At 69.3% G+C, this 24240-nt stretch carries 24 protein-coding genes and 1 pseudogene; 3 read left to right on the top strand and 22 right to left on the bottom strand.

The window, feature by feature from the left end:
* Positions 1-4: 4 nt before the first annotated feature.
* Positions 5-736, top strand: coding sequence for an SAM-dependent methyltransferase (locus ACYVL2_RS04420; protein WP_460540572.1), 732 nt, complete (start codon positions 5-7; stop codon positions 734-736).
* 12 nt (positions 737-748) lie between these two features.
* On the opposite strand, the gene ACYVL2_RS04415 is transcribed toward ACYVL2_RS04420, so the two are convergent.
* Complete coding sequence (locus tag ACYVL2_RS04415) at positions 749-1558, bottom strand: WecB/TagA/CpsF family glycosyltransferase (protein WP_460540570.1); 810 nt, start codon at positions 1556-1558, stop codon at positions 749-751.
* Positions 1559-1683: 125 nt separating this feature from the next.
* On the opposite strand from ACYVL2_RS04415, the gene ACYVL2_RS04410 reads away from it, so the two are divergent.
* Positions 1684-2730, top strand: coding sequence for a sulfotransferase family protein (locus ACYVL2_RS04410; RefSeq protein ID WP_460540568.1), 1047 nt, complete (start codon positions 1684-1686; stop codon positions 2728-2730).
* On the top strand, positions 2727-3665 hold the full coding sequence (locus ACYVL2_RS04405) for a glycosyltransferase family 2 protein (protein ID WP_460540566.1): 939 nt from the start codon (positions 2727-2729) through the stop codon (positions 3663-3665). Before ACYVL2_RS04410 ends, ACYVL2_RS04405 begins: the two co-directional genes overlap by 4 nt.
* Positions 3666-3673: 8 nt before the next feature.
* On the opposite strand, the pseudogene ACYVL2_RS04400 reads toward ACYVL2_RS04405, so the two are convergent.
* The 21 genes and pseudogenes from ACYVL2_RS04400 to thrC form a co-directional block, all read right to left on the bottom strand.
* Positions 3674-3787 (bottom strand): annotated as a pseudogene (locus ACYVL2_RS04400) (winged helix-turn-helix domain-containing protein); the annotation flags it as partial.
* Between the two features lie 98 nt (positions 3788-3885).
* A complete protein-coding gene (locus ACYVL2_RS04395) occupies positions 3886-6000 on the bottom strand; it encodes an acyltransferase family protein (RefSeq protein WP_460540564.1) in 2115 nt (704 codons plus the stop codon).
* 48 nt (positions 6001-6048) lie between these two features.
* Positions 6049-7209, bottom strand: coding sequence for a hypothetical protein (locus tag ACYVL2_RS04390; RefSeq protein WP_460540562.1), 1161 nt, complete (start codon positions 7207-7209; stop codon positions 6049-6051).
* A gap of 191 nt (positions 7210-7400) precedes the next feature.
* Positions 7401-8144 carry an ImmA/IrrE family metallo-endopeptidase gene (locus tag ACYVL2_RS04385; RefSeq protein WP_460540560.1) on the bottom strand — a complete coding sequence of 248 codons (744 nt, stop codon included), beginning with the start codon at positions 8142-8144 and terminating at the stop codon, positions 7401-7403.
* Between the two features lie 607 nt (positions 8145-8751).
* Positions 8752-10179, bottom strand: coding sequence for a F0F1 ATP synthase subunit beta (gene atpD, locus ACYVL2_RS04380; RefSeq protein ID WP_460540558.1), 1428 nt, complete (start codon positions 10177-10179; stop codon positions 8752-8754).
* Positions 10180-10181: 2 nt separating this feature from the next.
* Positions 10182-11120 (bottom strand): F0F1 ATP synthase subunit gamma, encoded by a 939-nt coding sequence (locus ACYVL2_RS04375; RefSeq protein WP_460540556.1) that lies wholly within the window; start codon positions 11118-11120, stop codon positions 10182-10184.
* Positions 11121-11122: 2 nt separating this feature from the next.
* Positions 11123-12757: a F0F1 ATP synthase subunit alpha gene (gene atpA / locus ACYVL2_RS04370; protein WP_460540554.1), complete on the bottom strand. Its 1635-nt coding sequence runs from the start codon at positions 12755-12757 to the stop codon at positions 11123-11125.
* A gap of 36 nt (positions 12758-12793) precedes the next feature.
* Positions 12794-13618: a F0F1 ATP synthase subunit delta gene (locus tag ACYVL2_RS04365; RefSeq protein ID WP_460540753.1), complete on the bottom strand. Its 825-nt coding sequence runs from the start codon at positions 13616-13618 to the stop codon at positions 12794-12796.
* On the bottom strand, positions 13615-14163 hold the full coding sequence (locus ACYVL2_RS04360; RefSeq protein ID WP_460540751.1) for a F0F1 ATP synthase subunit B: 549 nt from the start codon (positions 14161-14163) through the stop codon (positions 13615-13617). The genes ACYVL2_RS04365 and ACYVL2_RS04360 overlap by 4 nt, the downstream gene beginning before the upstream one ends.
* Positions 14164-14178: 15 nt before the next feature.
* Complete coding sequence (locus ACYVL2_RS04355) at positions 14179-14385, bottom strand: ATP synthase subunit c family protein (RefSeq protein ID WP_091030826.1); 207 nt, start codon at positions 14383-14385, stop codon at positions 14179-14181.
* A gap of 99 nt (positions 14386-14484) precedes the next feature.
* Positions 14485-15297 (bottom strand): F0F1 ATP synthase subunit A, encoded by an 813-nt coding sequence (gene atpB, locus ACYVL2_RS04350; protein WP_460540552.1) that lies wholly within the window; start codon positions 15295-15297, stop codon positions 14485-14487.
* Between the two features lie 31 nt (positions 15298-15328).
* Positions 15329-15547 (bottom strand): AtpZ/AtpI family protein, encoded by a 219-nt coding sequence (locus tag ACYVL2_RS04345; protein ID WP_460540550.1) that lies wholly within the window; start codon positions 15545-15547, stop codon positions 15329-15331.
* 112 nt (positions 15548-15659) lie between these two features.
* On the bottom strand, positions 15660-16061 hold the full coding sequence (locus ACYVL2_RS04340) for a hypothetical protein (protein ID WP_460540548.1): 402 nt from the start codon (positions 16059-16061) through the stop codon (positions 15660-15662).
* The gene (locus ACYVL2_RS04335; RefSeq protein WP_460540546.1) at positions 16058-16609 is read right to left on the bottom strand and encodes a low molecular weight phosphatase family protein; all 552 of its coding nucleotides are present in this window, start codon (positions 16607-16609) and stop codon (positions 16058-16060) included. The genes ACYVL2_RS04340 and ACYVL2_RS04335 overlap by 4 nt, the downstream gene beginning before the upstream one ends.
* The gene (locus ACYVL2_RS04330; RefSeq protein WP_460540544.1) at positions 16606-17322 is read right to left on the bottom strand and encodes an L-threonylcarbamoyladenylate synthase; all 717 of its coding nucleotides are present in this window, start codon (positions 17320-17322) and stop codon (positions 16606-16608) included. The genes ACYVL2_RS04335 and ACYVL2_RS04330 overlap by 4 nt, the downstream gene beginning before the upstream one ends.
* A complete protein-coding gene (gene prmC / locus ACYVL2_RS04325) occupies positions 17319-18161 on the bottom strand; it encodes a N5-glutamine methyltransferase family protein (RefSeq protein ID WP_460540542.1) in 843 nt (280 codons plus the stop codon). Before prmC ends, ACYVL2_RS04330 begins: the two co-directional genes overlap by 4 nt.
* Positions 18158-19240, bottom strand: a complete 1083-nt coding sequence (gene prfA / locus ACYVL2_RS04320) for a peptide chain release factor 1 (protein ID WP_460540540.1) — start codon at positions 19238-19240, stop codon at positions 18158-18160. Before prfA ends, prmC begins: the two co-directional genes overlap by 4 nt.
* 89 nt (positions 19241-19329) lie before the next feature.
* Positions 19330-19560, bottom strand: a complete 231-nt coding sequence (gene rpmE, locus ACYVL2_RS04315) for a 50S ribosomal protein L31 (RefSeq protein ID WP_460540538.1) — start codon at positions 19558-19560, stop codon at positions 19330-19332.
* Positions 19561-19785: 225 nt separating this feature from the next.
* On the bottom strand, positions 19786-21690 hold the full coding sequence (gene rho, locus ACYVL2_RS04310) for a transcription termination factor Rho (protein WP_460540536.1): 1905 nt from the start codon (positions 21688-21690) through the stop codon (positions 19786-19788).
* Between the two features lie 524 nt (positions 21691-22214).
* Positions 22215-23168, bottom strand: coding sequence for a homoserine kinase (gene thrB / locus ACYVL2_RS04305; RefSeq protein WP_460540534.1), 954 nt, complete (start codon positions 23166-23168; stop codon positions 22215-22217).
* Complete coding sequence (gene thrC / locus ACYVL2_RS04300; RefSeq protein ID WP_460540532.1) at positions 23168-24238, bottom strand: threonine synthase; 1071 nt, start codon at positions 24236-24238, stop codon at positions 23168-23170. The genes thrB and thrC overlap by 1 nt, the downstream gene beginning before the upstream one ends.
* Between the last annotated feature and the right edge of the window lie 2 nt (positions 24239-24240).

The raw sequence follows: 24240 nt of genomic DNA, 5'->3' as shown, positions 1-24240 counted from the left end.
ATTCGTGGCCAGCAACTACACCGAGGTGTTCCAGGACCCGACGGCAGTGGAGAAGTACGCCGAGCGCATCTACGCGCCGGGCACGTTCTCGTCGATCGTGAGCTCGCGCCAGACCGGCTGGCTGCGGGGCTTCGTGCCGAGGGCCTTCAGCGTGCCGCCGGTGCACCACGACTTCGCCTGCGGCACCGGCCGGGTGGCGAGGATGCTGTCGGGTCTGGTCGAGGTCTCCCACGGTTACGACACCTCGGAGGCGATGCTCTCCAAGGGCCGCGAGCTGGGGACGCCGGGGTATTCGCACCTGGTCGGCCCGGGCGGGGCGGCGCCGGAGGTGGTGCCGGGCCGCCCGGCGCTGGTGACGGCGTTCCGATTCGTCCTCAATGTCGACGAGGAGCTGCGGGACCAGCTCATGGAGTTCGCCTCGGCGGCCCTCCCCGACGCGGACGCGGGGCTGCTGCTGGTCGAGAACCACGGCAATGCGTCCTCGCTGCGCCGCCTGCGGAAGACCTTCGGGCGGCTGGACGCGAGCATATGGTTCCAGGAGCTGTCGCACGAGCGGATGGAGGCACTGTTCGACCGGCACGGCTACGAACTGGTGGGCGTGCAGGGATTCACGCTGTTCACCCAGGGCTGCTACCGCCGGCCGGTGTCGTGGTTCGCGCGCGGGATCGACGCGGTCCTGGCCTCACCGCTGTCGAAATGGGCCACGGACGTCGTCTACGTCGCCAGGCGCCGCTGATCCGGAGCGGGTTCAGGCCGAGCGGCGCGTGCGCGCCGCCTCGGCCATGAGGCGCGCGACCTCGGGCACGTCGTCGACCAGGTAGCGGCGGGCCAGTCGACGCGGCTCGGAGCACAGGCGGAACAGCCATTCGGTGCCGCTGCGGCGCATCCACTGCGGGGCGCGCCGACGGTAGCCGGCGATGAAGTCGATGCTCGCCCCGCAGCCGAGGAACCACGCGCGCGGGGCGACGGCGCTCAAGCGCTCCATGACCCGCTCCTGCTTCGGGAATCCGAGTCCTACATAGACCAGATCGGGTTCGGCCGAGGCGAACCGGTCCACCAGTGCCCGCCACTGCGACTCGTCGCGGTCGAAGCCCATCGGCGGGCACCACGCGCCGACCACTTTCAGGCCCGGGTAGCGGGTCTCGAGCCGCTCCGCGGCCCGCTCGGTCGGCCGGGCGGCCCCGTCGGGCGTGCCGCCGAGGAGCGCGAGCCTCATGCCGCGATTCGCCGCCGCCTCGGCGAGGGCCCAGACCAGATCCGAGCCGGGCACCCGCGCGGGCAGCGCCGTCCCGGCGGCACGGGAGACCCACACCAGCGGAGTCCCGTCGGCGACCACGAGGTCCGCGGTCTCGACGAGCTCGCGCAGCTCGGGCCGGCGCCGCGCGGCGGCGACGATGTCGACGTTCGGAGTCACGATCCGGCCGCCCCGGCCGGACTCCACGGCGCCCAGGACCCGGTCCACCGCTTCGGGCTCGGTCACGGGGTCGAAGCCGATGCCGCCGAGTCGGATCCTGCGGGGCGCGGGGCTGTACGGGCGCGTCGGGCCGAAACGCTTCATGTCATCAGACGTTATGCGCCCGGATCGGCTTTTCCGGGTTTTTTCACTCCAGGGCGTGTCCTCGACCGTACCCAGAGTCGTTATTCAGACAGGAGAGACGATCGAGCAGAGCGGGAGAGGTATCAGTGAGCGTCAAGATCGCCGACACGGCCGAGCAGTCCGACGACCCCGTCCGGGTGGTGTTCATCGGAGGACTGGGTCGCAGCGGCACGACGCTTCTGGAGCGTCTGCTCGGGCAGCTGCCCGGCGTGATGCCGCTGGGCGAGATCACGCACCTGTGGGAGCGGGACCTGGTCGGCAACGAGATGTGCGCCTGCGGGGCGACGTTCTCCTACTGCGAGTTCTGGCAGCGTATCGGCAAGGCCGCCTTCGGTTCCTGGGAGAGCGTCGACGTCGAGCGGCTGTCCGCGCTCAAATCCACCGTTGACAGGACCAGGCACATCCCGGCGCTGGCCGCCAAGAAGCTCGCCCCCGAACAGCACCAGTTGATCCGGGAGTACGTCTCCTATTTCGAGCGGGTCTACCGGGCCGCCGCGGCCGACACGAACGCCCGCGTCGTGGTCGACTCCTCCAAGCACGCGTCGCTGGCCTACTGCCTGCGCTGGTCGCCCGACATCGACCTGCGGGTGCTGCACGTGGTGCGCGACTCGCGGGGCGTGGCTTATTCGTGGACCAAGCAGGTGCGCCGGCCCGAGTCGCAGTCGGGCGACCAGATGACGCGCTACTCCCCCGCCAAGGCCGCGATGCTGTGGAACGCGCAGAACGCGGCGTTCAGCCTGCTGGCGCGCCGCGGCGTCCCGGTGCGGCGGGTGCGCTACGAGCGGATCATCCAGCGCCCCCGCAAGGTCATCGCCTCACTGGCGCGCTTCTGCGACCTCGACCTGGCCGAGTCCGACCTGAACTTCATCGGCGAGGACTGGGCCGACCTCGGACCGAGCCACTCGGCGGCGGGCAATCCGATGCGCTTCACCGTGGGCCGCATCCCCATCAGGTCCGACGAGGCGTGGTCCGAGGACATGCCCGAAGGCACCCGCCGGATGGTCGCCACGCTGACCCGGCCGCTGCTGGGCCGCTACGGCTACCTGAACGAAGACGACGAGCCCGCTCCCGGGGCCGAGCCGGCGGACGGCGAGGCCTGCGGAGCGGTGAACGCGCGAGGAGGCGGCGAATGAGCGACTGGCCATCGGTCGGAGTGGTGATTCCGACCCACGACCGGCCCCGGCAGGTCCGCGAGGCGATCCGTTCGGTCGTGGGCCAGTTCTACCCCGGCAGGCTCGAGGTGGCGGTCGTCTTCGACCGCGCCAAGCCCGACGAGGCGCTCGCCGAGCGGGCGCCGATACGCGACGCCGCCGGCGAGGTCGTGGACGAGCGCCCGGTGCGGGTGATGAAGAACCGGCGCACCCCCGGCCTGGCCGGGGCGCGCAACACCGGCATCGCCGCGCTGGAGACCGACCTCATCGCCTTCCTCGACGACGACGACGAATGGCTCCACGGCAAACTCGTCGCCCAAGTCGCCGCGCTCGGCACCGAGGCCGAGATGTGCACCGCCGCGATCGAGGTCGACTACCGGGGACGCCGCAACCCGCGACTGGCGGGCCGGGCGACGGTGCGGCACGCCGACCTGCTGCGGTCGCGGATGATGATGCTCCACTCCTCGACGTTCCTGTTCCGCCGCTCGGCCCTCATGGGAGGCCTCGGACTGGTCGCCGAGGACGCGCCGGGCAGCCAGAACGAGGACTGGGACATGCTGCTGCGGGCGGCCCGGCGGCGTCCCATCGCGCACGTCGACACCCCCTACGCGCTGATCAACTGGGCCGGATCGCACTTCGAGACCCGTTGGGACACCAAGATCTCCTCGCTGCGCTGGATCCTGCACCGGCACCCGGAGATCCACGGCAGCCCCGAGGGCGCCGCCCGCGTCTACGGGCAGATCGCCTGCTGGCACGCCGCCGTCGGCGACCGCCGGGAGGCCCTGCGCTGGGCGGTGAAGGCCACGCGCGCGAACCCGGGCGAGCCTCGCGCGGCGGTCGCCGCGGCCGCCGCCGCCGGCGTCGTCGGCATCCCGACGGTCATGTCGGCGCTGCACCGCCGAGGCCGCGGCATCTGAGGCCGCGGCCGTGCGGTGTTGAGGTGGACGTCCACGGTCTTGTCGGCACCGCCGAAAGGCAAGTCCCACACGTCGGTCAGCAGCCGCCGTTTTGCGACGACCTCGCCTGCCCGGCCGGCGAGGTCGAGGGCGCGGGCGAGGAGGAGTACGACGTCTCGTGCGTCGACGGCCGGCCACGGGCCGGCGGGCCTTCGGACGATGACGATGGCGGCGACTACGACTAGACTTCCGGCAATCGGGAGGCCAGAACCGGGGCGAGGAACTCCGAATAGGTCGCGTTGATGTGGTGGGAGTCACGGAAGGCGAGCATGTTCCCCACGATCACCGGGCAGAAGCCGTCGGCGCAGAACCAGTCGGCGACGTCGATCGTGTGGACGCCCAGCTCCTCTGCCTGCTCCAAGACCCGGCGCTCCCGATCGGCGTTGCGGATCACCGAATCCGGCGGTCCGCCGCACACCGACGGGTCCTGCACATGCGTCGAGACGCACTCCGGGGGGTCCTCGCCGAACTCCGGCGGATTCGAGGGCAGCACGATCTGCGCCCCGCTCGCCTGGAGGCGCTCCAGGGTGGTCCTCCACCCGTCGAGCCAGGCCCGGTCGGGATCGCCGCCGTCCTCCACGATCGGCTCGACCTTCTCGCTCGAGCCGACCACCACCAGGTCGGGACGCAGTTCGACGATGTGGTCGAGGACCAGTTCGCGCCACTCCTCGCACTCGTAGTAGCGTCCGCCGATCACCGAGTTGCTCTTGATGATCGTCGGCGCCGAGCAGGCGCTCTTGGTGAGCGGACGGAGCTCCCATCCGCGCTCCTCCGACAGCCGCTCCAGCGCCGGGAACCACGAGGCGGCGTGCGAGTCGCCGAACAGGACGACCTTCGTGTCGCTTCCCTCCTCGCCGAATACGCAGTCCTTGAACTGGACGACCCGGATGTCGGTGTGGCAGCCGTCGTCGTAGATCGCCGGCAGGTCGCCGGTCGCCTCCAGCAGATTGGGGACCAGGTTCGACGGCGTCCCCTCGTAGGCGACACTCTGGGCGACCATGGCGTTCAGCTCGGCGACGCTGTCGACCGCAGTGGCCTCGACCGGCTCCCCGTCGCCGGCGACCTGCGGTGCGAAGAAGGCGCCGGCGGCGAACGCCGCGGCGGCCGACACGCCCGTCAGCGCCGCGCCGAGGCCGACCCCGCGCCAGGCGCGGCCCTTGAAGAACGACGCGAACCGCACCGGGTTCTCGACCGCCTCGTGGGTGACCGCGGTCAACCCGAGCGCCGCCGCCACGAGCACGAGGTTCATCCGGATCGTCGGATCGACCCCGAGGGCGGCCGGGCCGATCAGGAGGATCGGCCAGTGCCACAGGTACAGGCCGTAGGAGTACCTGCCGAGGACCTGGAACGGCGGCGTGCCCAGCAGTCCCCCGGCGCCCAGCCGCGGCGCGGCGCAGCCGCCCGCGATGACCGCGGCGGCGCCGAGGACCGGCACGGCCGCGGCGGTGCCGGGAAAGACGGTGCTCTCGTCGTAGGCGAAGGCCGACCACACGATCGCGGCCAGCCCGCCCCACATCAGCAGCGCCGCCGGCAGGTTCGGCAGTCGCGTCAGTCCGGCCGCGCCGACGGCCGCGAGGGCACCGATCGCCAGTTCCCATCCGCGCGTGTGCAGTCCGAAGTAGGACCACACCGGGTCGGCCTCGGAGAGCACTGCCGAGGTGGCGAACGTCCCGCCGACGATCGCGACGAGCAGCACGGTGAGACCGTCGCGGATCAGCTCGGGGCGGCGGCGCAGCAGCAGGGCCACCGCCAGCAGGAGCAGCGGCCAGACCAGGTAGAACTGCTCTTCGACCGCCAGCGACCAGTAGTGCTGGAACGGCGAGGGCGGCGCGTCGGCGTTGAGGTACTCGGTGCCCTCGGCGGCCAGGCGGTAGTTGACGAAGTACACCGAGCTCGCCAGTGCGTCGCCGACGACCGCGGCGAATCGAGTGGGCGCCAGCCACAGCCATGAGGCCACCAGGGTCGCGACGGTGACCAGGGCCGCCATCGGCAGCAGCCGGGTGGCGCGGCGGGCGTAGAACCCCGCCACGGAGATGCGGCCGGTGTTCGTCAGCTCCCGGAGCAGCAGCGAGGTGATGAGGAAACCGGAGATGACGAAGAAGACGTCGACGCCGATGTAGCCGCCTTCGAGCAGCGGGAAGCCGGCGTGTCCGAGGACGACGAGTCCGACCGCGATGGCGCGCAGGCCTTCGATGTCGGGCCGGAAGGCGGCCTTCGGCTTCGCCGGCTCCGCCGGCGGAGCCGCGTGCCTCGGTGAGGGCGGGGCCGCTTTCGGTGTCGTGGCAGTGCTGGACATGGTTCCTTCGGATCGCTCGATGTGGGTCTGGACCGACTGCCGCCGATCTCAGCCGCCGCGGGAGAACCTGGCGCGGGCCCTGCGGCCGACGGCCGCGAACAGCGATCCGCCCCGCTGCCGCTGCACCGGGATGTCCGCGGACGCGGCCTCACGCTCCTTCAGCGCCACCGTCATGCAGCCGAGGATCGCCGCGGCGGTCAACGCCGGGTCGAGGTGGAGGCCGCCGGGCGGCTCCGCCTCGACCTCGCCGCGGAGCAGCTCGAGGTCGCCGATGACGCGGACACCGGAGGCGGCGACGCCTTCGGCGATGGACGCGCCGATCTCCGCGGCCCGCATTCGAGCCCACTCCGGGGTCGCGATCCGGGCCTCGCCCGGGAGGGGCCGGCGGCCGGTCTTGATGCGCGGGACCGCGCCGTATCGCACGTATCTGCGGAAGAACTCAAGGCTCCAGCCGCGGCGCAGCCGAGCTTCGGCGCAGAGCCTGACCGCCTCGATCTCGCCGGCGGTCAGGGACCGGTTGGCGGCGTTGTCGGCCGCGACGAGCGTCCGCTCGGGGACGCCGAGCATCGCCTCGAAGTCGCGCAGCAGGCGATCGGGCCTGGAGTCGTCGACGACCAGGACGGTGACCCTTTCGGGCCCGGCCGCGTCGGCCCAGCGCCGGACGAACCGGTCGTGTCGGTGGCGGTGCCAGAACACTCTGGCGGCCCGATCGTCGGGGTCGTCCTTCAGCAGCTCGGTCAGCCAGTCCTCGTACTTGGTGGACATCCCGCTCTGGACGTGCTGCTGCCACTGGGAGGGAAGGATCTTGGTCAGGGGCCGCAGCGTGACCACCACGTGCGCCCGCTCGGCGCCGAGGTCCTCCACGACCCGCCCGGCGGCCTCCGCGTCGGCGTCGGCGAAGTACTCGCTGCTGACGACCTTCGTCTCGGTGCCGTCGTCTCGGGCGAAGGCCGCGGCCAGGCCGCTCCACGTGGGGCGGGCCGGGTCGCGGGGTGCCGGCGCGACGCCTTCGCCGACCTCGTCGACGGGGTTCCGCTTGGGGCTCGGCAGCCGAACGCCGTGCTCGGCGAGACGGTCGCGGGCGGCGTGGAGAGCCGCTTGGACCGCCGTGGTCCCGGTCTTGTGCGGGCCGACGTGAATGACGCTCGTGCCCGGCGGGAACGGTTCGACCCGGTCGTGCCCGCCCGGGTGCTCATTGGCGTCGCGCATCGCCAGAGATTAGCAGGGAAACTGCAGGTGAACGGGGACGCTGGGCCGACTGCGGCCACGACTCACCCGCACGGACGACCTCGAGTCCCAATCGCATGAGGATGACCAGAGCCGATACCCCGGCCCGGTCATCGCCGATAAGGGCCGACTCTTGACTGCCGCATCGAACACCAACGACAGGTCATCCGCATCTACCACTGCAGATCGAGCTCCTCGTCCACGGCGGGAAGATCGCCCGGGCCTGCGATCTGGCCCCGCATCATTTCGACCGCGCGACTGGAAGTGATATATCCGCCCTCATAAGCCTGCAACACTGCATGTGCCACCAATGGGCTCACGCGCAGCTTCTCAAGGTCGGGCTGCGGCACCCAACCGAGCGAGTCCATGAATTCAGCATGTGTCGGGCGACATCCGCCCCATTCCTTCGCCTGCGCCTCGTCCACGGCCCCGGCCAGTTCGGCCTGTCGGATCGCCAGGCTCCAGGAGACCTGGTAACCGGCGGCGATGCCTACCAGATCACTCCGCTTCAACGGCTCGGCCTTACGAGTGAGCACCCTAGACGGAAGGAGGAACTCCGAGGCGAACGCGTCGATCAGGGCCTCTTTCTCGTCCTTGGCGGTGTGCACGGCTATATCACTGGAGTACTCGTCTCCCAGAAAGACATGGCCGAGTTCATGGGCGGCGGTTGACCGGCGTCTTCCGAAGTCCTGTCCTAGGTTGACGACCGAGACCGCGTAATCACCGTTGATAACACTCGCTCCGTCGCCGTCAAGATCCACTACCGAGTACAGCACTCCAATCCGTTCGGCAATAGACATCAAGCTTCCGGTCGGCCCGGCTCCCATCCTGAGCTGGCGACGAAGCCACATGGCGGCGTCGCGAGCCGCTGACGGCGAGTCCACGGATCCGGCCGAGTAGGTGACCAGCTTCGGCATTCGGAGCACCCTCACCTCACACAGGTGGCGAACATCGTCGAGCCAGGACACGAGTGCAGTCTGTACTCTGAACGCCGCGCGTTCCCCGCGGGTGGTCTCTTCCGCGACGAGTCCGCTGCGGCGAGATATCACCTGAGGTGGGTCCTCTAGGAACTGATTGAGGGGCATGCGCAGAACTCTGGACAGCCTCGCGAGCTCCATCCCGTCGATACGGCGCTCGCCCCGCTCGATCTTGGAGACGACGGTCCGGTCGTCCAGGCCTATCCGCTGTGCGAGCTCCTGCTACGACAGGCCCTCTGCCACTCTGGCTCGCCTGACCCGCTCGCCGACAGCCGACCATTCCTGCTCAAGCTTCATGTAGCGATAATCGCACACATGGCGGCGCCGCATGGGCGAGGAGGGCGTTAGATGCGGGAGCTCTATGAGATAACTGTCGGCGTACCGGCGAAAACGTCCCAAACATGCTAAGGAATCAATTTCATCCCAGACAACCCAGATACCACATCTTGCCGGTGGAGCAGCCGGTCGTCCCGACGCACCACCGTTCGAGAATCACCGCGGCCCCCGGACCGGTGGTCCGGGGGCCGCGGTTCGGCGTTAGCCGGTCCTAGGACTTCTTGCGGAGCTCTTCTTCGTTCCGGTGAAGGTCGTCCAGGCCGCCGCACATGAAGAAGGCCTGCTCGGGGAAGTGGTCGTACTCCCCTTCGGCGATCTTCTTGAAGGCCTCGACGGTCTCCTTGACCGGCACGAAGGAACCTTCGACGCCGGTGAACTGCTTGGCCGCGTAGGTGTTCTGCGACAGGAACCGCTCGATCCGGCGGGCCCGGCCCACCGTCAGCTTGTCCTCTTCCGACAGCTCGTCCATACCGAGGATCGCGATGATGTCCTGCAGCTCGTTGTACTTCTGCAGGATCTGCTTCACCTGTCCGGCCACGGCGTAGTGCTCGCTGCCGACCACCTCGGGCTCGAGGATGCGGGAGTTCGACGCCAGCGGGTCGACCGCCGGGTAGATGCCCTTGTCGGAGATCTTCCGCTCCAGGTTCGTCGTCGCGTCCAGGTGGGTGAACGCGGTGAACGGCGCCGGGTCGGTGTAGTCGTCCGCGGGGACGTAGACCGCCTGCATCGAGGTGATGGCCTTGCCGCGGAGCGAGGTGATCCGCTCCTGCAGCTCGCCCATCTCGTCGGCGAGGGTCGGCTGGTAACCGACCGCCGAGGGCATGCGGCCCAGCAGGGCCGAGACCTCGGAGCCGGCCTGGGTGAACCGGAAGATGTTGTCGATGAACAGCAGCACTTCCTGGTTCTTGACGTCCCGGAAGTACTCGGCCATCGTCAGCGCCGACAGGGCCACGCGCAGACGCACGCCCGGCGGCTCGTCCATCTGGCCGTAGACCAGCGAGGTCTTGTCGAGCACGTCGGCCTCGTCCATCTCGAGGATGAGGTCGTTGCCCTCACGGGTGCGCTCGCCGACGCCGGCGAACACCGACGAACCGCCGAAGTTGTGGGCCACGCGGATGATCATCTCCTGGATGAGCACCGTCTTGCCCACACCGGCGCCGCCGAACAGGCCGATCTTGCCGCCCTTCACGTACGGCGCGAGCAGGTCGATGACCTTGATGCCGGTCTCCAGCATCTCCGTCTTCGGCTCCAGCTCGGCGAACGCGGGCGCGTGCCGGTGGATCTCCCAGTGGTCGTCGGCCTGGAGCTCCTCGCCCTCCTTGAGGTTGAGGCAGTCACCGAGGACGTTGAAGACCTTGCCCTTGATGCCGTCGCCGACCGGGACCTTGATCTGCGAGCCGGTGTCGCGCACCTCGGTGCCGCGGATCAGGCCGTCGGTGGGCGCCATGCAGATCGCGCGGACCTGGTTGTCGCCCAGGTGCTGGGCCACCTCCATGGTCAGGGTCTGCGTTTCGCCGCCGTAGTCGATGTCGACGTGCAGCGCGTTGTAGATCTCGGGCATGGCGTTGCGCGGGAACTCGACGTCGACGACCGGCCCGATGACCCGTACGACGCGCCCCACTCCATCAGTGTCAGTCATCGTCACTCTCTTCCTGCGGCGGAAAGGGCACTGGCCCCGCCCACGATTTCGCTGATCTCCTGCGTGATCGCCGCCTGCCGCGCCGCGTTCGCGCTCCGCCGCAGGGTCTTGATCATCTCTTCGGCATTGTCGGTGGCGGCCTTCATGGCTCGACGCCTGGACGCCGACTCGCTGGCCGCCGCGTCGATGAGCGCCGCGTAGATGCGAGTCGTCAGGTACTTCGGCAGCAGCGCGTCGAGCAGCGCCTCCGGGTTCGGCTCGAAGTCGTAGTCGGGGAGCAGCACGTGCTCGTCGAGCTCGTGCTCCTCCACTTCCTCGACCTCGAGGGGAGCCAGCTGCCGCGGTTCGGGGGACTGCGTCAGCAGCGAGACGAACCGGGTGTGGACAATGTGCAGTTCGTCCACTCCGAGGATACCGTCTTCTCCCGGGTGCTCGCCCTCGTCGTCGGCTCCCGACATGAACGCCGACAGCAGCGTCCTGGTGATCTCCTGGGCGTCCGAGACCTTCGGCTGCTCGGAGAACCCCGTCCACGACTGCTCGATCGGGCGGTCGCGGAACTGGTAGTAGGCCACGCCCTTGCGGCCGGCGATGTACAGCACCGGCACCTTGCCCTCCTCGGACAAGCGGGTCAGCAGCTGCTCGGCGGTCTTGATCACGTTGGCGTTGTACGCCCCGCACATGCCCTTGTCCGAAGTCACCAGCAGCACGCCCGCCCGCCGCACCTGCTCGCGCGGCTTGAGCAGCGGGTGGTCGATCGAGGCGTTGGACGCCAGCGACGTCATGACCCCGGTCATCGCGCGGGCGTACGGCAGTGACGCCTCCACCCGTTCCTGCGCCTTGGCGATGCGGCTCGTGGCCACCAGTTCCATCGCCTTGGTGATCTTCTTGATGGACTGGGTCGACTTGAGCCGCTGCCGCAGCACTCGAAGCTGCGCTGACATGGCTAACCCTTCTTGACGCGTTTGACGGTCTCGACGTCGACTTCGCCCTCGAGCGCTTCCTCGGGCTCCTCGTTCACGTTGACGTCGTCGGACGAGGCCTTGAACATCTGCTTGAACTTGGCGATGGCGCTCTTGAGGGTCTGCTCGATGTCGCCCTCGACCTTGGTCTTGCCCTCGCCGAGGGTCGCGATGACGTCGGCGTGGTTGGACCGCATGTAGGAGAGGAACTCGGATTCGAAGCGCCGGACCTCGCCCACGGGGATGTCGTCGATCCCGCCGGAGACGCCCGCCCAGATGGAGATGGTCTCCTCGCCCATCGGGAGCGGCTCGGCCACGCCCTGCTTGAGCAGTTCGACCATGCGCAGGCCGCGCTCGAGCTGGGCCCGGGAGGCCGCGTCCAGGTCCGAGGCGAAGGCCGAGAAGGCCTCCAGCTCGCGGTACTGGGCCAGGTCGAGTCGCAGCGAACCGGCCACCGAGCGCATGCCCTTCGGCTGGGCCGCGCCACCGACACGGGACACCGACGTACCGACGTTGATGGCCGGACGGACGCCCGAGTTGAACAGGCCCTCTTCGAGGAAGACCTGGCCGTCGGTGATGGAGATGACGTTGGTCGGGATGAACTGCGAGATGTCGCCGGCCTTGGTCTCGATGATCGGCAGACCCGTCAGGGACCCGCCGCCGAGCTCGTCGGACAGCTTCGCGCAGCGCTCCAGCAAACGGGAGTGCAGGTAGAACACGTCACCGGGGAAGGCCTCGCGGCCCGGGGGACGGCGCAGCAGCAGCGACACGGTCCGGTAGGCCTCGGCCTGCTTCGACAGGTCGTCGAAGACGATGAGCACGTGCTTGCCCTGGTACATCCAGTGCTGGCCGATGGCCGAACCGGTGTAGGGGGCCAGGTACTTCAGGCCGGCGGGCTCGTCGGCGTTGGCCGCGACGATGGTGGTGTACTCCATCGCGCCGTGGGCCTCGAGCATCGCCTTGACGCCGGCGACGGTCGAGCCCTTCTGGCCGATCGCCACGTAGATGCAGCGCAGCTGCTTCTTCGGGTCGCCCGACTCCCAGTTGGCGCGCTGGTTGATGATCGTGTCGATGCAGACCTGGGTCTTGCCGGTCTTGCGGTCGCCGATGATGAGCTGGCGCTGGCCGCGGCCGATGGCGGTCATCGAGTCGATGGCCTTGATGCCGGTCTCGACCGGCTCGGTCACCGGCTGGCGGCTCATGACGTTCGGGGCCTGCAGTTCGAGCTCGCGCTCGGTCTCGGCCTCGATGTCGCCCAGGTCGTCGATCGGGGCGCCCAGGGCGTCCACGACACGGCCGAGGAACTTGTCGCCGACCGGCACGGACAGGACCTTGCCGGTCCGCTTGACCGTCTGGCCCTCGGCGACCTTGACCGGGTCGCCCAGGAGGACGACGCCGATCTCGCGGACGTCGAGGTTCAGGGCCAGGCCCATCACGCCGCCTTCGAACTCGAGGAGCTCGTTGGCCATGGCCGAGGGCAGTCCCTCGACGAAGGCGATGCCGTCGCCGGCGCTGGTGACGGTTCCGACCTCTTCGCGCGAGACGTCCGGCCGGTAGGACGAGACGTAGTCGTCAAGCGCGCTACGGATCTCATCAGAGGAGATGGTCAATTCAGCCATCTGAACGTTTCCCTTTCTATGGTTACCGGCTGGATCTCAGCGTCCGGCCAAGGCTTGGCGGGCTTCGTCGAGGCGCCGGGAGACGGTGCCGTCCCACAGGTCGGAGCCGACCTGCACCCGGATGCCCCCGACGATCGCCGGGTCGACGGTGATCTTGACGCCGACCGGGCGGCCGTATACGAGACTGAGCTTGGCGGCGAGCTTGCGTTCGCCGGACTCGTCCAGGGGCTTCGCCACGGTGATGTAAGCCACCGCCTCGTCGCGGGCCGCCGCGGCGGCCTCGACGAGGTGCTCCAGCGACGCGTGGAAGCCGCGACCGCCGATGCCGTAGCAGGCGGCGGCTGCGAGCTTGACCGTCACCGGCTCGGCTTTGCCGTCGAGCAGGCGCTCGACCAGGATCGCCCGACCTTTGGAGTCGGACCCGGACGAGTCCAATACTGACGACAGTTCGGCGTCGCCGTCAACCAGGCGCCCGAAGCGGAACAGCTGGTCCTCGATCTCGGGCAGGGTGCCTTCCTTCGCTCCGGCTCCGAGCAGCGCCTCCACGGCGAGCCTCTCGCAGCCGTCGACGAGCTCGGCCGGGCTGCCCCAGCGGCCTCGCACCAGCGTGGCCACGACGTCGGCCGCGGCCTCGCCGACCTGGTCGGCGAGCAGTCGCCGGACCAGGCCCTCCCGGTCGTCCGCCTCACGGGCGGGGTCGGACAGGGCGCGACGCAGCCGAGGCTGGTCGACGAGGAACCGCGTCACGTCCAGCAGCTGATCGCCGCACTCGGTGAGCTGCTCGGCCGTGGCCCCGGAGGCGAACGCCTCCAGGGTGGCACGGCCGGCCTCGATGCTTTCGCGTCCAGTCGTCGACATCAGCGCGCTCCGCTCGCTTCGCTGGCCGCGTCATCGCTCATCTCGGCGAGGAACTGGTCGACGGTCGCCTCGGTGGCGGCGTCCTCGTCCAGTCGCTGCGCGATGATCTTGCCGGCCAGGTCCACGGCCAGGTTGCCGACCTCGCTGCGCAGCTCGCGGACGAGCTGCTGGCGCGAGGCCTCGACCTGCGCGTGGCCGGCCGCGATGATGCGGTTGGCCTCCTCACGGGCGGAGACGAGGATCTCCTCCTTCGAGGCGACCGCGTCGGCGCGGGCCTCGTCGCGGATGGCCGCGGCCTCTTCCTGGGCGGTGGCGAGCTTGCGGCGGTACTCCTCGAGCGTCTGATTGGCCTCTTCCTGAGCCCGCTCAGCCCGCTCGATCCCTCCTTCGATCGCGTCTACTCGTGCTTCGAAGGTCTTCTCCATACGCGGGAAGACGAACTTCATCAGCACGAAGCACAGCAGACCGAAGGCGATCGCACCTACGACGATCTCTTGCCAGACCGGGATGAGGATCCCGGCCCCTCCTTCGGCGGCGTGAATCATGATCGCTCCGTTTGTCGATTAAGAGAGGGCGAAGGCGAGGACCAGGCCGAACAGCGCCAGCACCTCGACCAGGGCGAAGCCCATGAACAGCATCGGGCGGGTGATGCCGGCCGACTCGGGCTGGCGGGCGGTGGCGGTGATCCACGCGGCGAAGATCAGGGCAACACCGATACCGGGGCCGATCGCAGCGAGGCCGTAACCGACGACGTTGAGAGTGCCTTCCATGGCGTTTTTCTCCTAGGTGTCAGCGTGGCGTGTCCGTCACGCGCACGATTTTTTCAATTCGAAACCTTGTTGGGGCGGACGCCCGTTCCGAGCGGGCGCTCAGTGCTCGTCCGCGAGGGATCCCTGGATGTACATGCCGGTCAGCAGCGTGAAGACGTAGGCCTGCAGGAGGATGACGATCAGCTCGAAGAAGGTCATGGCGATGCCCATGGCGAAGGAGAAGACCGACAGCCCCTGGATGAAGACGTTGCCGGAGTTCAGCAGCTCGAATCCGCCGAGGATGAACACCAGCAGGATGAGGTGGCCGGCGAACATGTTCGCGAACAGACGCAGGGCGAGCGTGACCGGGCGCAGGATGAGGTTCTGCAGGAACTCGATCGGGATCAGCAGCGGGTAGATGAACCACGGCGCGCCCGGCGGGACGCAGGTCTGCTTCATGTAGCCGACGAAGCCGTGCTTCCGGATGCCCACGTAGTTGTAGACCATCCAGGAGATGATGCCGAGTGTCGCGGGGAATGCGATGTGCGCGTTCGGGGAGATCTGGATGCCCGGGACGATCGCCCAGAAGTTCATGATCAGGATGAAGAAGAACAGCGTCGCCAGATAGGGCGCGAAGCGCACGCCGACTTTCTTGCCGAGCAGGTCGATGGCGACCGTGTCGCGGATGAAGCCGTAGGCGGACTCGGCCATCCACTGCCGCTTGGTGGGGACGATCCGCGGCTTGCGGTAGGCCCAGAGGAAGAACGCGACGAGAACGGCGACGGTGAGCCACACCGCGAAGGTGATCGTCGTGAACATGTTGGCGAGCGCAGTGTCGCTCAGACCCGTGAACCAGTCACGGAAGTCGAAGCTCCCGATCCCGGGAGGGAAGTGGCTCTCTTCAGCGGCCAGCACCTTGGCTGAGTCGGTCACCGAGTCACGCCTCTCAGTCAGTGTCGGTCAATTACGGCGACATCTGCTTGATCAGCAGGAACATACCTGCTGCAGCACCGACAAGCATCCCTACCAGGAGCCCGACTTTGGGCAGTCCGAGCCACAGGTCGACGAGATAGCCGACACCACCCCAGAAGATGATGCCGGACAAGAGATATCCCAGAGCTCGCCAGCCCATCTCCGAACCGTCGGGCTGAGGCTTGTCATCGGGGGAATTCCTGTCGGCCATGTCGCGATGAACTCTAACAGGACCTGCGTGGCAAGCGCCCGCCGGGCTCACTGGGGGTGAGCAGTGCCAGGGCGCTTTTGTCAACCTCAATGCAACCGGCGTGTAATGGAAATCAGGGCCGATCGTCAAGTTCGATATAGGGGATTTTCGCCCTGTATAGCCAAATACCTTGCGCGATGAGCCAGGCCAGCGCCCCCGCGATGATGCCGAAGGCCATCGGCCACACCACATCCCAGCCGGTGACGCGGACCGCCCACAGTGCAGTGCCGAATAGCGCCAACTTGACCATGTACGTGAGCAACGCCACGGGAAGAGTGAGACGAAGATCTATCTTTTCGGCCGCGGCGACGGCCCACACCGAGCCGGCGAAGCCGCCGGCGGCGAGGACGACGCCCGTCGCGGCCCCGACGGCGCCGCTCGGCCCGTCGGCGATCAGGGCCGCCGCCGAGGCGGCCGCGGCCGTGGCCGCCGACACGATCAGGCACGGTCCGAGGAAGCCGCGGGAGGCCTTCACTGGCGCCCTTCGAGTGCCTCGGCGACCGGTTCGAGCGCCTCCACGAGCTGGTCGGCTATGGCCGCGTAGGTCGGCCGGCCCAGGCCCCACGGGTCGGACAGGTCCGACTCGGGGAAGTCGCCGCGCCGTTTGGCGGCCGCGGCGACCAGCGCCGGCCCGCGCTCGGTCGGGCCGCCCTCGGGCAGCTCGTCGCGGCAGGCGGCGGCGATCTCGCCGAACTGGCGGACCAGGAAGGTCTTGTCGACCGCCTCGGGGAACCGGTCGGCGATGTACTCGACGTGACCGACGGTGGCGACCAGGACCAGGTCGGCGCTCTCGAGGTGGGCCCGCTCGATCTGCCTGGCGATGTGGCCGCCGGGTTCGAAGCCGCGGTCCTCGAGTTCGAGGCGCGAGTTCTCCTGCATCGGCTCGCCCTGGTGGTAGCTGGAGGTGCCGGCGCCGTGGTTGAGCACGTCGTCGCCGGTCAGGCCGTCGAGGATGCGCTCGGATATCGGCGAGCGGCAGATGTTGCCGGTGCAGACGTGCAGCACCGTGAACGGCGCGCTCATCCCTCGCCTCCCAGTTCGGCCTCTTCGAGGTCTTCGGTCCGGTCCTCGGGGCGCTCGCCGGGGCCGTAGCCGTCGGCGTCGAGGACCTCGGGCACGACCTTGCGGATCTGCTCGAGGCTCAGGGCTCCCCCGCGCAGGAGCTGCGGCGGCTCCGAGACGCAGTCGACGATCGTCGACGGCACGCTCTCTTCCGAGGGACCGGCCTCCAGGTACACGGTGACCGCCGAGCCGAGCTGAGTCTTCGCGTCGGCGGCGGTCGCGGCGGGCGGACGGCCGGTCTTGTTGGCCGAGGAGACGGCCATCGGGCCGGTCTGCTTGAGCAGTTCGAGCGCGAGCGGGTGCAGCGGCATGCGCACCGCGACCGTCCCGCCGGTGTCGCCGAGGTCCCAGGTCAGGGTCGGGGTGTAGGGCACGACCACGGTCAGCGGGCCGGGCCAGAAGGCGTCGATGAGCTCCTTGGCCGAATCCGAGATGTCCGAGGCGATGCCGTCGAGGGCGCGCTTGGAGCCGATGAGCACCGGCGGGGCCATGTCGCGGCCGCGTCCCTTGGCTTCGAGCAGCGCCCGGACGCCGTTGTGGGAGAAGGCGTCGCAGCCGATCCCGTAGACGGTGTCGGTGGGAATCACCACGAGTTTGCCGCCGGAGACGGCCCGGGCGGCGGACTTGAGTCCGGTGGCTCGGTCTTTGATCTTCCTGCAGTTGAACAGCCTCACGGCGTCAAGCCTAGCTTTCCGGTCGCGAAGCGCGGACGGCCCGCCAGGTCCGAGTGGTCGCGGACGTCGACGAACCCCGACATCCGCAGGATCTCCGGTGCGGCCTTCTCGTGCGTGTCGTCGTGCTCGAAACCGAACCAGCCGCCGGGCCGGAGCCAGCGCGCGGCGCGCGCGGCGAGCGGCTGGATGACCGCGAGTCCGGCCTCGTTGGCGTAGACCGCGCCGCTGGGGTCGTACGTGACCTCCGGGGCGACCTCGATGTCGATCGGCACGTACGGCGGGTTGGCGACCACCAGGTCGACGCTGCCGTCGAATTCGGCGAGCGTGGTCGCGGCGACCGCGTCGGCGAGGACGGCGGTCGCCCCGGTCTCGCTCAGGTTGGCCTGGGTCCACTCGAAGGCGTCGGGGTCGTGCTCGACGGCCCAGACCCGGGAGTCGGGCCGTTCGGTCGCGATGGCGTGGGCGATCGCGCCGGAGCCGGAGCAGGCGTCGATGACCAGGCCGCCTTCGGGCAGGTGCTCCAGCGCCCAGTCGACCAGCAGCTCGGTCTCGGGCCTGGGCACGAACACGCCCGGGCCGACGGCGATCTCGCCGTAGCGGAAGGGCGCCGATCCGGTCAGGTGCTGGAGGGGGACGCGCTCGCAGCGGCGGCCGATGAGGGTCTCGAACCGGGCGAACTGGTCCGGATCGGGCGCACCGGAGGCGAGCAGCATGCCGCGGGTGCGTCCGGTGACGTGAGCGGCCAGCAGCTCGGCGTCGACTCGAGGCGAGGGCACGCCGGCCCGTTCGAGGAGTCGGGCGGCCTCGGCGATGAGCTCGGGCCAGGCGCGGCCGGTCATCGGCCCCCGGCCAGTCGCTCGGCGCGGTCGGCGGCGGCGAGGGCGTCGAGGACCTCGTCGAGTTCGCCGTTCATGACGTGGTCGAGGTTGTAGGCGGTGAAGCCGATGCGGTGGTCGGTGAGCCGGTTCTGCGGGAAGTTGTAGGTGCGGATGCGCTCGGAGCGGTCGGCGGTGCGCACCTGCGAGCGGCGGGCCTCCCCGGCCGCCGCTTCGGCCTCCTCCTGCTGCTTGGCGAGCAGGCGGGCGCGGAGCACGCGGAGGGCGGCCTCCTTGTTCTGCAGCTGGCTCTTCTCGTTCTGGGAGGTGACGACGATGCCGGTGGGCTCGTGCGTGAGCCGCACCGCCGAGTCGGTGGTGTTGACCGACTGGCCTCCGGGGCCGGAGGAGCGGTACACGTCGATGCGGACGTCGTGCATGTTCAGTTCGACGTCGACCTCCTCGGCCTCGGGCATGACCACCACCGCCGCGGCCGAAGTGTGGACGCGGCCCTGCGACTCGGTGACCGGGACGCGCTGGACGCGGTGGACGCCGCCTTCGAACTTCATGCGCGACCACACGCCGTTGCCGCCTTCGGGCGTGCCCTTCGTGCGGACGGCGATCGAGGCGTCCTTGACGCCGCCGAGGTCGGTCGGGGCGTGCTCCAGGGTCTCCACCGTCCAGCCCTGCCGCTCGAAGTAGCGCAGGTACATGCGCAGCAGGTCCCCGGCGAACAGGCCGGACTCCTCGCCGCCGGCACCGGCCTTGATCTCGATGATCACGTCCTTGGAGTCGTCGGGGTCGCGCGGGATCATCAGCTCGGCGAGCTTCGACTCGAGCTCGGGGATGAGCACTCGCAGCCGCTCGGCCTCGTCGCCGAAGTCGGCGTCCTCGCCGGCGAGCTCCTCGGCGGTCTCCAGGTCGCCCTTGGCCGACTCGATCTCGGCGGCGGTCTTGGCGATCGGCGTCAGTTCGGCGTAGCGGCGGCCGACACGCTTGGCCTGCACCGGGTCGGCGTGGAGGGCGGGGTCGCCCATCTGCGCCTCGAGGTCGGCGTATTCGGCCAGCAGCGAGGCGAGGCGGTTGTCGGCGACGGTGGTCATGGTGGTCCCTTCGTGGGAGGAGGCGGTCGGCAGTCGGAGACGAAAAAGCGCAGCGCCCGTGCCGTTGACACGAGCGCTGCGCACTGAAGCTACTTGCCGGCCTTGGCTTTCTCCTGGACCTTGGCGTAGCGGGCCTTGAACTTGGCCACGCGACCGCCGGTGTCGAGGATGCGCTGCTTGCCGGTGTAGAACGGGTGGCACTTGTTGCAGGTCGCAGCCTGGATCTTGCCGCTGGTCGCCGTCGAGCGGGTGGTGAAGCTGTTCCCGCAGGAGCAGGTCACCTCCGTGACGACGTATTCAGGGTGGATCCCCTGTTTCATGGTGTCCCTCTCTTTCGGTCGCCGGGTCGGCCCGCGCTGGTCGGGCCGTGAACCGGTACCGCATCGTGCCCCAGGGCCGGGGCGCTTGGCTGGGCCGGTCGTGGACCGCGGGGCGCCCGGGGGCGGCCCGCGAACCGTGGACAGGCTCGGTAACGACAGGTGCGCGACCTGCGCACCGATAATCGATCTTAAGCCGTGAGGCCGCTCTCAACCAGAGCGGCCTCACTACTCGGAAGGCATCGACTTGACGATCCCCATGAGGAACTCGGCGTTCGTCTGGGTCTTCTTGAGCCGGTCGAGCAGGAGATCGATGGCCTGCTGCGACTCGAGCGAGCCCAGGACCCGGCGGAGTCGCAGCATGACCGCCTGCTCCTCGGTGCTCATCATGAGCTCGTCCTTGCGGGTGCCCGACTGGTGCACGTCGATGGCCGGCCAGGTGCGCTTCTCGGCGATCTTGCGGTCCAGGCGCAGCTCGGCGTTGCCGGTGCCCTTGAACTCCTCGAAGATGACCGTGTCGCCCATGGAACCGGTCTCGACCAGCGCGGTGGCGATGATCGTCAGCGAACCGCCGTGCTCGATGTTCCGGGCCGCGCCCAGGAACCGCTTGGGCGGGTAGAGCGCCGTGGAGTCGATGCCGCCCGACAGGATGCGTCCCGAGGCGGGCGAGGCGTTGTTGTACGCCCGGCCGAGCCTGGTGATCGAGTCCAGCAGCACCACCACGTCGTGACCGAGCTCGACCAGACGCTTGGCGCGTTCGATCGCGAGTTCGGAAACGGTGGTGTGGTCCGTCGGCGGCCGGTCGAAGGTCGAGGCGATGACCTCGCCCTTGACCGAGCGCTGCATGTCGGTGACCTCTTCGGGCCGCTCGTCGGCGAGCACCACCATCAGGTGGCACTCCGGGTTGTTGGTGGTGATCGCGTTGGCGATCGCCTGCAGCACCATCGTCTTGCCGGCCTTGGGCGGGGAGACGATCAGGGCGCGCTGGCCCTTGCCGATCGGGGCCACCAGGTCGACGATCCGAGTGGTGTACGCGTTCGGCTCGGTCTCCAGGCGCAGGCGCTCGTTCGGGTACAGCGGCGTGAGCTTGTAGAACTCGTCGCGGCTCTTGGCGTCGTCGGGGCTCATGCCGTTGACGGTGTCGAGGCGCACCAGCGGGTTGTACTTCTCGCGGCGCTGCTTGCCGCCGCCACCGCCGCCGCCGTTGTCATCGCCGCCGCGGCCGGGCTTGACCGCGCCGGTGATCGCGTCACCGCGGCGCAGCCGGTGCTTGCGCACCTGCGACATCGACACGTACACGTCGTCCGGGCCGGCCAGGTAGCCGGTGGTGCGGATGAACGCGTAGTTGTCGAGGATGTCGAGAATGCCGCCGACGGGGACGAGCTGCTCGTCGTTGCCGCCGCGTTCGAAGTCCTCGTTGCCGCGGTTGTTCGACGAGCGGCGCCGGTCGGAGCGGTCGCGGCGCTTGCGGCGCCGTCCGTTGCCCTCGCCCTGCTGGTCGCCGCGCTGTTCGGAGCGCTGCTCAGTGCGCTGGTCGGTGCGCTGCTCGGTCTCGGAGACGTCGGTGTCGGCGCGTTCGCCCTGCTCGGCGCGCTCCCCGCCGCGGACGCGGCGGCGGCGGACCGGGCGTTCCTCTCCGGACTCGTCGGTCGCGGTGCTCTTGCCGTTCTCGCCGGCCGACTCGCCGCTCTCGGCGGCCGGCTGGGCCGCTTCGCGGTCGTCGGCGCGGCGGCGCGGCTGGGGCGGCCCTGCCGGACGCGTGGCGCGGCGGGCCGCGTTGCTCTGGCTCTCGGCGCTCTCGGACTGCTCGGCCGCGGGCGCTTCGACGGCCGCGTCGGACTCGGTGGTCGATGTGTGTTCGGTGTCAGGCACTGGCGGGGCCTCCTGTTCTGCGCTGGCACCGCCGGGCTCCGAGCCGTCCGCCTGCCGCGTCTGGATGGCCGCGATGAGCTCGCTCTTGCGCATCCGGCCAACGCCGGTGATGCCGAGCGATTGCGCCATCTGCTGGAGCTCGGGCATCAGCATGGATGCCAAACCGGTTCCTGCCCGGCGACGCTTCTTGGTCTCCGGGAGAGTTCCCGGAGCCGACGCCGCACTGTTCCGGTCCGACGTCGTGCCGGTGGTGTCGCTCAATGGATTCCTTCCCTGGCGGATAACTTCGAACGATATTCGAGGAGTTTCCGCTTCTTTCAAATAGCCGCAATGCCGATGTTCTGGTTTGCGTCCCGCCATCGCGTCGCCCACCTCGCGCTGCCGGATTGGTCGCGGTGGTGGTGGTGCAACAGCTGGTACCGGGTACACCCGGGACGTCCCGCGATGCGGGCGGCCCCTGTTGAGGCGGCGCCTCAGGTTCTGCGACTCGACGGCCTGCGATAGATGATCGACGCGCACGGTGTGACACGTGATTGCGATCCTCACCAGAGCCGGGGCTCAAGTGCCACAAGTGGAACTTCACGGATGCGAAGTCGGAGCTGTGCCATGTCACGCTGGAGCTATGCAAAGTCACAAATCCATGATTGAGGGTGATGACCCAAACAAGAGATCAGGCGTGCGCTGGATGCGCCGCAGCTGTTGTGACTACTAGCATAATCAAGGCTTCAAGCAGTCACGACACCGGGTGGTCGTCTACGAGGAATAGTAGCGCACTCTCACCATTCTCACCAACGGACCCGAGGATCACTCGTTTTCCGGCCGTCACCTCGCCCGCGGAACCGTAAATCGGCCCTGGTGGGCACTATCGTAGCGCCTCCGGCGACATCGAGGCGGAGCGCCTCGAAACCGGCGGGTTCGACCGGCACGGCCGCACCGTCCACGCACAGGGCGATCACCGTCGGCCCCGCCCCCGAGATCGCCGCGGCGACCCCGGCGGAACGCAACCGGTCCAACAAGTCGGCGCTCTCGGGCATTCCCGCAGCCCGATACGACTGGTGCAGCCGGTCGGCAGTGGCCTCGAACAGGCGCGAGGGCTTGCGCGTGATCGCCTCGACCAGCAGCGCCGCCCGCGACAGGTTGAACACCGCGTCGGCGTGCGGGACCTGCTCGGGCAGCGCCGCGCGCGCGGCCGCCGTCAGCCCCTCCGAGGCGGGCACGAACACCCACGGACGGACCCGAGGCGACGGATCGACGCCGACCGCCTGCGCACCGTCCTCCGTGGTGTAGGCGATGGTGAACCCGCCCAGCAGGCACGGGGCCACATTGTCGGGATGACCCTCGATCTCGCTGGCCAGCGCCAGCTTCTCGGCGCGGCTCATGCGCCCCGCGGCGAGTTCGTCGGCCAGCAGGATCCCCGCGATGATCGCGGCCGACGACGAACCGAGGCCCCGCGCGTGCGGGATCCGGTTGCGGCACTTGAGCCGGAGCCCGGGAGCCTCGACGCCGAGCGTCTCGAAGGTACGGAGCATAGTGGAGGCGACGAGGTGCCGCTCGTCGGTGGCCACGGCGCCGGCACCGTGGCCCTCCACTTCGACCACGACGGCGGAGTCGGTGGCCTCGGCGGTGACCTCGTCGGTCAGGTCGAGCGCCAGTCCGAGCGCGTCGAAGCCGGGCCCGAGGTTGGCCGAGGTGGCCGGAACGCGCGCGGTGGCGGTCCGACCGAGGGGGACCGCCGACATCACAGCCCCAGCGCGGTCGCGGTCTGGACCACGTCGACCGGGATCGTCTGCGGCTGCGGAGCGGTGGAAACCGCCCAATCGGGGTCTTTCAGACCATTTCCTGTGACAGTGCACACAACGGTCTGACCTTTGCCGAGCCAGCCGGCCTCGGCCTGTTTGAGCAGCCCGGCCACGCTGGCGGCGCTGGCGAGCTCTACGAAGACGCCTTCGCTGCGCGCCAGGAGCATGTAGGCGGCGTGGATCTCGCGGTCGGTGGCGGCGATGATCTTGCCGCTGGACTCCTTCTCGGCGTCGAGCGCCTTCGTCCACGAGGCGGGGTTGCCGATGCGGATCGCGGTCGCGATCGTCTGCGGGTGCTCCACGACGTGCCCGCCTACGATCGGCGCGGCCCCGGCGGCCTGGACGCCGAGCATCCGCGGCAGCTTGGTGACGTTGCCGGCCTCGTGGTCCTCGCCGTAGCCGAGCCAGTAGGCGGTGATGTTCCCGGCGTTGCCGACCGGGAGGCAGTGCACGTCCGGGGCGTCGCCGAGGACGGCGGCGACCTCGAAGGCGGCGGTCTTCTGGCCCTGGATCCGGTTGGGGTTCAGGTGGTTGACCAGTGTGACCGGGTAGTCCTGGGAGAGCTTGTCGGCGATGGCCAGGCAGTCGTCGAAGTTCCCTTCGAGCTGAAGCAGCTTGGCGCCGTGGACCAGCGCCTGCGCGAGCTTGCCGAGGGCGATCTTCCCGGCCGGGACGAGCACGGCGCAGGTGATGCCCGCGCGGGCGGCGTAGGCGGCCGCGGAGGCCGAGGTGTTGCCGGTCGAGGCGCAGATGACGGCCTTCGAGTCGGCTTCGACGGCCTTCGACACGGCCAGGGTCATGCCGCGGTCCTTGAAGGACCCGGTCGGGTTGAGTCCTTCGACCTTGAGGTAGACGTCGCAGCCGGTGCGTTCGGAGAGCACGGGGGCGGGCACGAGCGGCGTGCCGCCTTCGTGCAGCGTCACCACGGGGGTGGCGTCGGTGACCGGAAGCCGGTCGCGGAATTCCTCGATGAGACCGCGCCACCCCTGGCTCATAGCACTCTCGGACATGT

This window comes from Glycomyces halotolerans, assembly GCF_054779575.1.
The sequence above is the reverse complement of the archived record's forward strand: the minus strand, read 5'-3'. Positions and strand labels throughout refer to the sequence as shown.